Source organism: Ralstonia flaminis, assembly GCF_958415495.1.
GTDB classification, from domain to species: Bacteria; Pseudomonadota; Gammaproteobacteria; order Burkholderiales; family Burkholderiaceae; genus Ralstonia; species Ralstonia flaminis.
Genome location: NZ_CATZLL010000007.1, coordinates 137,270 through 150,111 on the forward strand (window position 1 = coordinate 137,270; position 12,842 = coordinate 150,111).

General features: G+C 65.2%; 9 protein-coding genes. 4 read left to right on the forward strand and 5 right to left on the reverse strand.

Annotation, left to right across the window (positions count from 1 at the left end):
- Positions 1-6: 6 nt before the first annotated feature.
- From R2N11_RS12980 to R2N11_RS12995, 4 genes are all read right to left on the reverse strand, one after another.
- A complete protein-coding gene (locus R2N11_RS12980) occupies positions 7-492 on the reverse strand; it encodes a hypothetical protein (protein ID WP_316681339.1) in 486 nt (161 codons plus the stop codon).
- A gap of 22 nt (positions 493-514) precedes the next feature.
- The gene (locus R2N11_RS12985) at positions 515-2,425 is read right to left on the reverse strand and encodes a S8 family serine peptidase (RefSeq protein WP_316681340.1); all 1,911 of its coding nucleotides are present in this window, start codon (positions 2,423-2,425) and stop codon (positions 515-517) included.
- A 315-nt stretch (positions 2,426-2,740) separates the two neighbouring features.
- A complete protein-coding gene (locus R2N11_RS12990) occupies positions 2,741-3,757 on the reverse strand; it encodes a helix-turn-helix domain-containing protein (protein WP_316681341.1) in 1,017 nt (338 codons plus the stop codon).
- A 114-nt stretch (positions 3,758-3,871) separates the two neighbouring features.
- A complete protein-coding gene (locus tag R2N11_RS12995) occupies positions 3,872-5,389 on the reverse strand; it encodes a sensor domain-containing diguanylate cyclase (RefSeq protein WP_199030989.1) in 1,518 nt (505 codons plus the stop codon).
- A 332-nt stretch (positions 5,390-5,721) separates the two neighbouring features.
- On the opposite strand from R2N11_RS12995, the gene R2N11_RS13000 reads away from it, so the two are divergent.
- From R2N11_RS13000 to R2N11_RS13010, 3 genes are all read left to right on the forward strand, one after another.
- Positions 5,722-5,910, forward strand: coding sequence for a hypothetical protein (locus tag R2N11_RS13000; RefSeq protein ID WP_199030988.1), 189 nt, complete (start codon positions 5,722-5,724; stop codon positions 5,908-5,910).
- Between the two features lie 342 nt (positions 5,911-6,252).
- The gene (mprF, locus tag R2N11_RS13005; RefSeq protein WP_316681342.1) at positions 6,253-8,913 is read left to right on the forward strand and encodes a bifunctional lysylphosphatidylglycerol flippase/synthetase MprF; all 2,661 of its coding nucleotides are present in this window, start codon (positions 6,253-6,255) and stop codon (positions 8,911-8,913) included.
- A gap of 71 nt (positions 8,914-8,984) precedes the next feature.
- Positions 8,985-10,715 carry a virulence factor gene (locus tag R2N11_RS13010; protein ID WP_430715444.1) on the forward strand — a complete coding sequence of 577 codons (1,731 nt, stop codon included), beginning with the start codon at positions 8,985-8,987 and terminating at the stop codon, positions 10,713-10,715.
- Here the strand turns inward: R2N11_RS13010 and R2N11_RS13015 are convergent.
- Positions 10,712-11,686, reverse strand: coding sequence for an AraC family transcriptional regulator (locus R2N11_RS13015; RefSeq protein WP_316681344.1), 975 nt, complete (start codon positions 11,684-11,686; stop codon positions 10,712-10,714). The two genes, R2N11_RS13010 and R2N11_RS13015, sit on opposite strands and share 4 nt — an antisense overlap.
- 143 nt (positions 11,687-11,829) lie before the next feature.
- On the opposite strand from R2N11_RS13015, the gene R2N11_RS13020 reads away from it, so the two are divergent.
- Positions 11,830-12,684, forward strand: coding sequence for an NAD(P)H-binding protein (locus R2N11_RS13020; RefSeq protein ID WP_316681345.1), 855 nt, complete (start codon positions 11,830-11,832; stop codon positions 12,682-12,684).
- Positions 12,685-12,842: the final 158 nt, after the last annotated feature.

Here is a 12,842-nt window from a genome sequence, read left to right on the forward strand (position 1 = left end):
GCGGGTCTAGCGTGCTACGGGTTTTGCATACTGGATCGGCACGTCCACGCGCGCCTGCGGCAATGCCTTCTTGAGCAGCGCACGCGCGGTCACGGCATCCTGGAATACCGCAAACCGTAGAGTGCTGATATTCAGGTGGCCGTAGTACTCCGCTGACACGGGCGCCGCCGAGAGCCCAACTACCGCCTGGCGCACGCTGTCGACCGACACTTGCGAGACAACCACCTCGTTGCGGCTCTCGCCGACCACGCCTCGCTCGTTGGCCACTTGCGTGACGGCCGCGGATGTAGCGCCTGCAGACTTTGTGCGCGTGCCACTGGAGAGCACCTTGAACGACTGCGATTCGAGCTGCACTACGGGTGCGCTTGCATATTGCGCCAGCTCCTGCGTCGTCAGGTGTTTGCCGACCGCCAGGTCTGCTGCCTGGCACGCCGCCCCCATCGAAAGGAGCGCCGCCAGTGCCACGGTTTTCATAACAGTTGGATTGATCATGTTGAAAGGTCTCCGAACGGGCTTACTTGGCGGCAATCACGCGATACTCCACGGCCAGCGGCGTGGTCAGGGTCACGGTGTGTGCACCACCCTGGGGCTGATACGTTGAGCACGCGTTGGTCGGTACGCCGCTCACGGCGTAGACCTCCCACGTGCCGGCCGCGTTCTCGCCATAGAAGGCATAGCTGCCCAGGCCGTACTTGTTCACGGCACTGACGCCGTTGTTGTAGTAGCCGTTGTATGGCAGTGACAACGCCGACACCGTACCCGATGGTGATTTCACGAAGAAGCCGACACTGCCCACACATACCGAGCCCGACACGCGCAGTTGCAGCGCATCCACCTTGTCGCTGCCCGACACGTTGAACTGCCCCAGCTTTTGCACCGAGCCGTAGTTCAGTTGATTGACGTTGCCAAAGGCCGCTGCAAAGTCCGGTACCGAGAGAGCGGCAGGTTTGTACGCGGTGTATGCCTTGGCCATCTTGACGGCCGCCGAAGCATCCACCAGCCCGAAGCCGTACCAGGTGGAGTAGGCGTAGCCCGCGCCATTGGTCTGCCAGCCGTAGTCCACGCGAGCCGTGGTTGCGCCATCGACCAGGGTGGTGCCGGTGTCGGCCGTCAGTGTGCCGCTGGTCAGATCCACCTTGGCGTTGCGGTTGTCGCGGCTGCCGTAGTTCGGGTCGATCTGCTTGGCGGTGGCGCGCAGGATCTCACGTACATCGCGCCAGGTCAGGTTCGGGTTGGCCGACAGCATCAGCGCGACCACGCCGGACAGTGTGGGCGTGGCCGCCGACGTGCCATCCATGCTGGAGTAGTCGCACTTGGCGTTGTCCTTGGTGTTGGTGGCGGTGCCCGGAACCGCGAAGTCGTAGGTCTCATCGGTACCAGTGCGGCTGTAGCCGCGCGCGCACCCGCTCAAATCGGTGGAGAAGATCTTCGGACCGCTTCCGACTTCTCCATATTTGCCGCCGTTGCCCCTTTCACCACCCAGGCCCGTGATCCAGTTGACGGGCCCCGCATTTGAATAGCTTGCCTTGATGCCTTGCGCATTGGCCGCACCAACGACGATGACGCCCGGTTCCAGCGCCTCGGTATCGTTGGCCGGGTTCTCGCAACTGATCAGACCGGATTGTCCACCGATTGTGGGGCAACTACGGACCAACACCCCGTTCTCGACAAATCCCTGGTACTCGTTGCCGGAAGCCTTGAGCATGACCAGTCCCCGCCCGCTGCGCAGGTTCGGGAAGGCCCGCACCGCTGCCTGTGTGGAGGCCGCAGTGTCGTAATCTATGGGCTCGGGCGGGTTGGCGCCGTATGAGGCGTTGATCAGGTGCGCGTTCTTCGACCAGCCGGCGCCGCCATAGGCATCCGTGAGGTCTGGAAGGGGTTTGATCAGGAACCGCGCACCACCCAGCGTTGCGCGCGGTGCGATGCCCATTACGCCCTTGCCGTTCTGCGCGCCGGCGATGATGCCAGCCACGTTCGTGCCATGGGCTGCTTCCACGTTGGCCGCAAGATTCGCAGGCGTCGGGTCGTTCGAGCCATCGTCGAAGTTGTACGTCATGTCCGAGTTGGCATTGGCGTACAGGTCTTCGTTGTGCACGTCGATGCCATCGTCGAGCACCAGCACGTTCACTCCCTGGCCCTTGATGCCCGCCCTGTGCGCATCTTCCACGTTGATGTCGGTCGTGCCGTTGGCGACCAGACCGAATGCCGCAAAGAAGCTTGTTGCCTGCTTGAGTGCCCATTGGTAGGCATACAGCGGCTCTGTGCTGCCGGTCTGGCAAGCGTATTTGGCGTCAACGCCGGTTTCCGCACAGGTGGATGCCGGTGGCGTATTGCCGCCGGTGTTGCCGCCGCTGTTGTTTGCCGTATTGGTTCCCGAATCTCCACCGCCGCATGCGGCCAAGGCCACCGTGGCGAACAGCGTCAAGGCAAGCGTTTTTCCCGTTATGTCTTTCACGAGACCCCCGTTTTGTCGTTGTGTGTTGTGCAAGGCGCAGGTGCGTGCGCCGCTCCGACCTGTCCGACGAAGAGAGAGCACGTGGGGCGTGTTTGCCGCAAGCGCGCCGGCGCCATTCAGGTCGGGGCGGATGCTCGCACGCACGCTGGCTGGGGTTCAATGAAGAACGCCGCACTGGCGGTGAACCGGTACGGCCGTCGCGGGAACCTGTCTGCGCGTCTCAGGACGAGCGCGCTTCAAGTCTTGTGGGGGGAGTGGAGTCGGGCGGGTCGTCGCGCGCGTGTCTCAGCGCATCTGCATGACCCATGTCCGCCAGTCTTTGTGCTGCACGAACGGCAGCGTGGCGGCACGGCCTTCCAGGGCCAGCATGCGTGTCTCACGCGGCGACATGCCCGACGCACGGCGGTATGCGCGCGCAAAGTTTGATGCGTCGGAAAAGCCATAGGTCTGCGCGATCTCGGCCACCGAGCGATGTGTCTGCGAGCGATCCGCGAGGATCGCATGGCATTGCCGCAGGCGCTGCAGGCGCACGTAGTTGAAGAAGCCACCTTCGCGCTCGAACAGCCGGTATAGCGTGGCGCGCGAAACGCCGAACTGCACTGCTACGCCCTCAGGTGTGAGCGAGAGATCCGCCAGGTTCTGCTGTATGTGCCGGCAGATCGATGCGAACAGGCTTTCCTTCACGGCCGTGGCATTGGCTTCCGTCACCTCGCAATTGATGGCCGCAGCCGCCAGTTGCAGGGTGCCCGGAATGACGGCCTGCGCTTCTGCGGCACTTAGTTGTCCGGCAGTTCGATACAGTGCGCACAGGTGGTCGCGCAGCAGGCTGACCATGGGCGCATCGCCGCGCAACAGGCGCATGCTCAGTTCGTCAGGCGAGCGCAGTTGCGGCGCCAGCAGGCGCCGCGGTACGACCAGGCTCAGGAAGCGGCTGTCGCTGGTGCTGGTCGCCAGGGGTTGCGCGGCATCGACGATGAAGAGGTCCCCTGGCCGGGTAGCGGTGCCGCTGGCGCCGTCGCGTTGTGCGCAACTGCCTTCCAGGTAGTACTGGAGCACGTAGACGTCGATGCCGTCGCGCCCGAGCTTGGAGCGCGAGCGGTCATAGTGCTGCGCCTGCGCGCTGATCATGCCCAGGCCCGCCTCGCCGCACAGATAGGCATTCACGCTGGCGCGAAAGCCGTGCGACCGTGGCGCGGCCGACCGGGTGTCGAACAATACGTTGACGGCGTCTCGCCATGCTGCGAACTGATGTTCGCGCGGGAGCGCGCTTGTATCGAAATGGGAATGAGGGGGTTTGCTCATGGCCAGTTCCTCTGAGCCGCCATTGTGCAGAAGCCTTGCACGATGGTGGCATGCCCCCGAAGTGGGGGTGCCATAAGGTACTGGCATCAATGCCTGCTGCGCAAGTCGCAGCGCCTACACCACCGCCAGCTTGGGCCGTTCCTGACGCGGGATGACCGTGTTGCGCCCGGCAGCCTTGGCCTCGTACAGTCGCCCGTCGGCCAACCGCACCAGGTCTTCGGCGGTATCTTCGGCTGTGTCGATGCCCGAGTGGGCGGCCACGCCGATGCTGACCGTCAGCTTGCCGTGTGCGCTGCCCACGTTGGGCTCGTCGGCCGCCAATACGGCAGCGCGGATGTTCTCGGCCACGCGCACCGCGCCGGCCAGATCGGTGTTGGGCAGGATGGCGCAGAACTCCTCGCCGCCGTAGCGGCCGGCAAAATCGCCCGGGCGCTTGATGTTGTCGTTGATGCAGCGTGCCACGGTGCGCAATGCGGTGTCGCCGGCAGCATGGCCATAGCGGTCGTTGAAATGCTTGAACTCGTCCACGTCAATCATCAGCACGGCCAGCGGTGCGCGGCTGCGGCTGGCGCGGCGCCATTCCACCTCCAGTGCGGCATCCAGCGCGCGACGCGTGCCCAGGCTCGTCAGGCCATCTGTGTTGGCCAGCCATTGCAGTTGCTGCTCCATTTCCAGACGCTTGCGCAACTGCCCGGCAAACAAGATTGACAGTGTCATGAACACTGCATCGAGCAGCAGCACGATGCTGCCGATCACCCAGGCGCGCTGCCGCCATTCGGCGTAGATGTCTTCGGTGGCCAGGCCGACTGCCACGATCAGCGGTTGCTCGCCGATATGGCGGAAGCTGAACAGGCGCTCGATGCCGTCAAGCGCTGCCAGTTCTACGTAAGACCCTTCGGTTGACAGCAGGCGCCGCTGGAAGGCCAAACTTTCCGCCACGCTGCGGCCGATGAGTTGTTCGTTGTAGGGGCGGCGCATGAGCAGCGTGCCGTCTGCGCGCACCAGCGTTACGGTAGCGCGCGGCCCAAGGTTGAGGCCGTCAAAGAGCCGTCGGAAGTAGTTCAGCCGCAGCGTGCCGACCACGATGCCCTTGAATTCGCCATGCGGCCCGTTCAGGCGCCGGCTCAGTCCCAGTGATGCTTCGACGCCGTTGATGCGCGGCTTGAATGGCTCGCTGATGTAGAGGCCGACATCCGGGGAGCCCTGATGCACCTGAAAGTAATCGCGGTCGCCCACGTGGATATGCCGCGGCGGTACCGAGCGCGAATCGATGATGACTTCGCCCGCCGGGTTGGCCACCAGCAGCGAGCCCAGGTCCTGCGCGTTGGTTGAGCGGTCGAACAGCACGAGCTGCCGGATGTTGGGCGGCAGGGCGACGATCTTCGGGTCCTGCATGCCGTCAATTACCGCCTGCAACGACAGGTCGTACACCTCGATGTTGCGGGCGATGTCGCGCTGCAGGATCAGCGAGAGGTTGTCGGCGGCGTCACGGGCACGTGCCAGCGCATCCACGCGCATTTCCCACAGCGACAGGGCCGTCAGGGCGGCCAGCAACAGCGACAGCACCGTGGCACCGATGATCAGCAGGGGTGGGTGCCGCAAAAAGGCGCCAATGGTGCGCTGGAGTGGCATGCGCGTTCGCAAGAAAAATGAAAGTGAAACGATTGAAAACGTCGTCTTGATTGTGTACCGGACTCCACCTGGCTACGCAATATCGCCTAGAGCATTTGTCGGGTTTGCAATCGTTTGCGCGGCCGCTGCGACGCAGCAGTTGTCGTATTGATGTCGAGACCGGGTCCGCAGCTTGCTGAGCATCTCCTGAGTGTCGAGCACGTCGCGTGCGGCAGTGCATGACCCGGCGACACTCGCCCGTGCCACGCTGTACAGCGGTTTTCGCTCATCGTCACTGCTGATTACCGGTTGCCCGGATTGTCTATGCTGGGTAAGCCTTCTTGGAGAACGCCATGCCAGACGACCGCGTCTCGTCCGCCCCTGTTCCCGCCAACCCGCATCCGCCCGTGCCGGATTCACACGAGGAGGCCCTGTTGGACGAGGGCCTGGAAGAGACTTTTCCGGCCAGCGACCCGGTTTCCATCGATACCGGCAAGCCGGACGTGGCACCGAAAGCGCCGGGGAGCGCGCCATCGCCGTAAAATAGGGGTTTGCGTGTCAACGGAACGGCGGCTTTGTCCGTGTTACGTGGCATCAGAAACACAATCGTGCGAATTCAGCGCGCGCGTATTGCGGGGCAACCGGTGCGCCGGTCGGACACGATTCCGGCGCGGACGACAATAAGCCAGCACCGGCAAGTCGGGGTCAATTCATGATGTCGATGCCGCACATGTGGCGGTCGGGCGCTTTGCTCGCCGCTGTCTCCCGTCTGCGCGCCGTGGGATTCGCCAATGGCACACCGCCGGCGCTCGTATTCCGCTCATCAGGTTGGGATCGGGCGCCTGACCCAAACCAGCCAAGCCAGCGGAATCTCGTTTCACACCATGCCTGACGCCGCGTCCCACGACGCCAGCCCTAAACCACACCGATCGCCGGTCAAGCAAGCTGCGCCCGCGCCTGCTGACTCTGCGGTTGTTTCTCGCCCGGATTCTGCTTCTGACGCTGGCCGCAGCGTTGGCCTGGGCGGCTGGGCCGTGATCTGCATCGTGCTGATTCTCGGCGCGCTGGTGTTCGACAGCCTGTATGCGCTGCTCGACCATGTGCATTACGCCGATATGGTTGCCGCGCTGCAGGCCACACCACGCGCGCACGTGTGGCTGGCCATTTTGGCCACCGCGCTCAGCTATGTCGCCCTCACGGGCTACGACGCGTCCGGCCTGCGTTACGCCGGCGCACAGATGGCCCGGGGCACGGTCGCCACCACGTCTTTCATTGCCTATGCGTTGGGTAACACGATCGGCCTGGGTTCGCTTACGGCCGGGTCGGTGCGCACGCGCCTGTACTCGGCGGCCGGCCTGGATGCCGCCCGTGTGACCGAGGCGGTGGCCTTTGATGCGAGTGCACTGGGTGTGTCCACCACGGCCTTCGGCGCGGTCGGCTTGCTCTGGGGTGCCGCTCACATTGCTGACATCACGCGCCTGCCTGCTGCGCTGCTGGAGGCGGTTGCGCTGCTGGTGCTGGCCGGTGTGATGGTGCTGTTGGCGCTGTGCATGCGGCAGCGCCACGTCACGCTGTTGGGCCGGTGGGAGATCCGCCTGCCGCCGCCGGGGCTGGCGGCGCGCCAGTTCGTGATTTCAGCGGCGGATATGGCCGCGGCTGCGGCAGCCCTGTGGGTGCTGATGCCGGCGGGGGCGGTTGACCTGCCGACCTTCGTTGCCTTCTACGCGCTGGCCGTCACGCTGGGTGTGTTGAGCCAGAGCCCGGGTGGCCTGGGCGTGTTCGAGGCGGTCATCCTGCTGGGTTGCAGCGGTCAGGCGCCGCCGGCCGAGGTGCTGGCCGCGCTGCTCGTCTACCGCGCCATCTATTTCCTGCTGCCGCTCATGGTGGCCGCTGCCATGCTGGGGGTGTTCGAGCTGCGCTCAGGGGCCGGGGCTCCATTCGGCCGCGCGGCGGTCAAGCTGTCGCCCGGCCTGCTGGCTGCACTGACCATGGTGGCGGGCGTGATGCTGCTCGTCTCCGGCGTGACCCCGGCCTCGGATGAAGCCGAAGACCTGCTGCGCATGCACGTGCCGCTGTTCGTGGTGGAGGCGTCGCACATGATCGGCAGCGTGGCGGGGCTCATCATGCTGTTTGTCGCGCGTGGCCTGCTGCACCGGCTGGACGCTGCGTGGTGGGCGGCGCTGGTGCTGTCGTTGCTTACCGGCGTGCTGGCGCTGCCCAAGGGCATTGCGGTGTCGGAGATGGTCGTGTTGGTCACGCTGGCAGTGCTGCTGGTCATCTCGCGCCGGCAGTTTGATCGGCCGTCGTCGCTGTTCTCGCAGCGGCTGGAGGTGGGCTGGCTGGTTGCCATGGCGTGCGTGTTTGCCGCCTGCGTGTGGATTCTCTTTTTCGCCTATCGCGAGGTGGCCTACGCTAACCAGCTCTGGTGGCAGTTCACTTTTGACGGCGATGCGCCGCGCTCCATTCGCGCACTGATGGCGGTGGCGGTCACGGGTCTGGGCTTCGGCATGTGGCAGCTCTTCCGCCGCGAGTCGGGCGAGACCCTTCGCCCGAGCACGGAAGAGTTGGCCCGCGCCGCAGAGATCATTCGCAAGCAGCCCGCCGCAGACGCCGTGCTGGCGCTGATGGGTGACAAGAGCCTGCTGTTCTCGCCGTCGGGCAACGCTTTCATCATGTATGCCAAGCAAGGACGTTCTTGGGTGGCGCTGGGCGACCCGGCTGGCGCGCAGCAGGAGTGGCCCGAACTGATCTGGCGTTTTATCGAGATGGCCGATGCGCACGGTGGGCGCGCAGCGTTCTATAAGACGCGCCCGCAAACGCTGCCGTTGTATCTCGATGCGGGCCTGCGTGCCTACAAGCTGGGCGAAGAGGCTTACGTGTCGCTGCCCGAGTTCAGCCTCAAGGGCTCGCGCCGCGCCAACCTGCGCCATGGCGTGACGCGCGGCGAGCGCGAAGGGCTGTCGTTCGAGATCGTGCCGGCCGAAGGTGTGCCGGCCGTGCTGGAAGAACTGCGCGCCATTTCCGATGAATGGCTGCACAACCAGAACGCGCGCGAGAAGGGCTTCTCGCTCGGCGCGTTTGAAGACCGCTATGTGCTCAGCCAACCGGTGGCCATCGTGCGGCGCGAGGGCGCCATCCTCGCCTTTGCCACGCTGATGTGTCCCGATGTGCTGCGCATTGAGGCAAGCGTTGACCTGATGCGCCAGCGCGGTACCGTGCCGCCGGGCACGATGGACTTCCTCTTCGGCAAGCTGATCCTGCACTTCCAGGCCGAGGGCTATCAGCGTTTCGGCCTGGGGATGGCGCCGATGTCGGGCATGGTCGAGCATGAGCTTGCGCCGCGCTGGCACCGCTTCGGACGGATGATGTTCCGCCACGGCGCGCGCTTCTACAATTTCCGTGGGCTGCGCAGTTTCAAGGACAAATTCGAGCCGATGTGGGAGCCCCGCTACCTGCTCGTGCGCGGCGGCTTGGCGCCGCTATTCACATTGACTGACGTTGCCGCGCTGATCGGCGGCGGGTTGAAGGGAGTGATCTCCAAATGAGTTGGCAAGCACCGCGCACGCAAGAGGCGCGGCATCGGGGAGTGCAACACACCGGGCGGCGCGTGGTGGCGATGGCCGCCACGGCAATCGCGTGCTGGCTGGCGACGTCGTTGACCGTGGCGACGTCGTTGACCGTGGCGGCGGAGGCGCCCGCGGCCGCTTCCGCACCCAAGCCCACGCCGGTGCAGGGGCCGGTGCTGGTGCCGCCCGTGGGCATGACGGGTGCCAGTGGTGTGACGGCCGTGCCGCCGCAAGGCGAAATGCTGCCGCGCCTGCAGATGAGCGCCACCGCCGTGACCGCCAACAAGGCTGCCAATGGTGGCGTGCTGTCGCTGCCTGTGGTGGCGCCGGCTACACCGGCTGCCGCGCCCGGCGCCGTCGAGTTCGTCACGCACGGGCGTTTTCGTGATGTGCCGGTCTATAAACCCAAGGGCGAGATCCGTTCTGTCGTGCTGATGCTCTCGGGCGATCAGGGCTGGACGCCTGCCACCTCGCGCATGGCGCAGAGCCTGGCAGAGCAGGGCGCGCTGGTGGCCGGCCTTTCCACGCCCGCACTGTTTTCAAGCCTCGAGGCAGACCTGGGCGATTGCGCTTTCCCTGATGGCGATCTGGAAAACTTCAGCCGCTTCCTGCAAGCCTACGAGAAGGTGCCGGGTTACTACCCGCCCATCCTCGTGGGTGACAACGAAGGCGGTGCGCTGGCCTACGCAATGATTGCGCAGGCACGCCCGAACATCTTTGCCGCAGCCATGTCGATGGAGTTCTGCCCGGTGCTGGAGCTGCGCAAGCCGCTGTGCAAGGGCGAGGGCGTGCACTTCAGCCGCCGCCAGAGCGAAAGCCGCACCACGGCCAAACGCACCAAACCGCCGGAGAACGCAGGCGTGGTGCTGCTGCCGGCCACGAAGTTGTCGGCGCCGTGGGTGGCGCTGCAGTCGGGTACGCTCACACCGTTTGCACGCCGCTCCGGCCCGCTGTGCGAGGCACGCGCCACGCAGGCCTTCATCGACACGATTTCCGGTGCGCAGTCGGTTGCGCTGCCCGCTGTGCAACCGGCTGCGCCGGGCGCCGCCAACGTCCCCCCTGTGACTGCAAGCGAGCCGTTCAAGGCCGCCTTCGCCAAACTGAACGCGCAGCGCAAGCCGCCGCCCCCGCAGCCGCCCGCAGCCGTGTCGGATCTGCCCATCATTGAAGTGGCCGCGCAGCCGGGCACGTCGTCGGAGCTGTTTGCGATCCTGCTGTCGGGTGATGGCGGCTGGGCCGGGCTCGACAAGGAGGTGGCCGCCGCGTTGTCCAAGTCGGGTGTGCCCGTGGTCGGCATCGATTCGCTGCGCTACTTCTGGACCCCGCGCACGCCGGCCTCGGCCGCGGCCGACATGGATCGCCTGGTGCGCTTCTACGCCGCGCGCTGGAAGAAGAGCAAGGCGTTGCTGATTGGCTATTCACAGGGTGCGGATGTGCTGCCCTTCATCGTCAACCGCTTGCCTGCGGCATCGCGCGAGCATGTGGCACTCGCTGTGATGATGGGCCTGGGCAAGCGTGCCGATTTCGAGTTCCACATGACCAACTGGGTGTCGAGCAGCGCGTCGGGCCTGCTGATCCTGCCCGAAGTGCAGAAGCTGCCGGCTGGCCTGGGCATGTGCATCTATGGCAAGGAAGAGAAGGACACCAACTGCCCGGGCCTGGACCCAAAGCAGGTCCAGCTTGTGAAGTTGCCCGGGGGCCATCACTTTGACGGTGACTACGCCAAGCTGGCACGCATCATTCTGGAAGGCGCCCGCGCGCCCGGCCCGACTGCGCGCTAGGCCATCGCTTCCGGGGTCGCGCTGCGGCGAGCGGCCCCGGGCGTCACCCCATTGAACCGCTTGAACGCACGGCTGAATGCCGCCTCCGACTGGTAACCCAGCCGGCTGGCGGCCTCGGCCAGCGGCAGACGCTCTTCCTGCAGCCAGCCCAACGCAATCTGCATGCGCCAGCGTGCAACGTATTGCATCGCCGGTTCGCCCACCAACCGAGTGAAGCGTGCGGCAAATGCCGAGCGAGACATTGCGGCCTCGTTGGCCAGGGCGCCGAGCGTCCACTCCCGCGCGGGCTCGCGATGGATCAGCGCCATCGCGCGGCCGATCTGCTTGTCCTGCAAGGCCCCTACCCAACCGCTGCGTGCAGCCGGATCGCGTTCAATCCAATCGCGAATGGCGAGGATGACGAGAATGTCCGCCAGCCGCGTCACCATGGTTTCACCGCCGGGCTGGGGCATGCGGGCTTCTGCGGCCATGAAGCGCAGGGTTTGCTCGATCCATTGCGCGTGCGGTGATTGCCGGCTGTCGATGCAGAGCGCCGCCGGCAGCACTGCCGCCAGCCGTTGCGCAGCCGGGTGGCCGAAGCGCACCGCTGCACAGATCATCTGCGCGGGTTCGCCGTTGCCGCCGTGGCGCAGCACTTCGTAGCGCTCGCTCATCAGTTCACGCGGCAATTCGAACAGGCCCGCGCAGGCCACACCCGGCTGGCTAGTCAGCCGGTGCCCGGTGCCGCGCGGCACGATGGCCAGATCGCCGGGGGCCAGCGCGCGTGCCGGCTCGCCATCCACCTCCAGCCAGGCACGGCCGCTGGCCACCACGTGCAGCATCATGCAGTCGGGCATGGGCGGCAGCGCCAGCCCCCACGGCGCGGAGAACTCCGAGCGGCAATAGAACACGCCGCTCATGCGCAGAAAGTGCAGCGCTTCGCCCAGCGGGTCGATGTGGGTCCAGGGGGGTGGCGTGTTTGTCGAAGTCATGGCGACATCCTGAGCAACAACGTGCGCATTGTGCGCTGATCTGGACGATCGAGCATCAACGGCGGACGCCAAGTCACATCCGAAGTGGGCCAGCTTTCCATACTGGAGGCGTCTTCCACCCAAAAACCTTCAGGAGTCTTGCCATGCAGATCGTCCAAGCTTTCCCCGTGTCCTCCGTCCTCGTTCTGGGCGCCACCGGCAAGACGGGTGCGCGCGTTGCACAGGGTTTGCGTGCGCACGGCGTGACCGTGCGTGAGGGCTCGCGCAATGCCAACCCGGCCTTTGACTGGGCGGACCCGACCACATGGCCAGCAGCATTGGCCGGCATGGACGGCGTCTACATCACCTACCAACCAGACCTGGCCGCGCCAGGCGCCGAGACGGCCATCCACGCATTCGTTGTGGCGGCCAAGGCAGCCGGCGTGCGCCATCTCGTGCTGCTCTCGGGCCGTGGCGAGCCTGCCGCGCAACGCTGCGAAGCCATCGTGCAGAACAGCGGCCTCGCGTGGACGTTGCTGCGCGCCAGCTGGTTCAACCAGAACTTCAGCGAAGGCCATCTGCTGGAACCCGTGCTGGCCGGTGTGATTGCGCTGCCCGGCGGCAACGTCGCCGAACCGTTTGTTGATGCTGGCGATCTGGCTGATGCCGCCATCGCCGCCTTTACCGACGCGCGCCACATCGGTCAGTTGTACGAGATGACCGGCCCGCGCGCGCTGACCTTTGCCGAAGTGGCCGAGATCCTGAGCGATGCGCTCAGCCGCGATATCCACTATCAGCCGATGGCGGCGGATGCGTACGTGGAAATGCTCTCCGACTACGTGCCGCGCGAGTTTGCGGCGTTTCTTGGTGGGTTGTTTGCAGAGGTGCTCGATGGACGCAACGTGCACGTGACCGATGGCGTGCAGCGTGCGCTGGGCCGGGCGCCGCGTGATTTTGCGGACTATGTGCGGGAGGTGGTGCAGACGGGGGTGTGGGATGGAGCCGAGGTCAATCACTAACCGCAGAGTTGGCCGGCTCCATCATCAATCTCTGATGTGGCAAACGTACAACTTATGCTGAGATGCAAGCCAAAGATGGCGTTTTACTGAATCTTCACAATGTGTCGTAAAGCCGGATAGTCACTAAGATGTAATAAATACTTCTATGAGAATTTAGA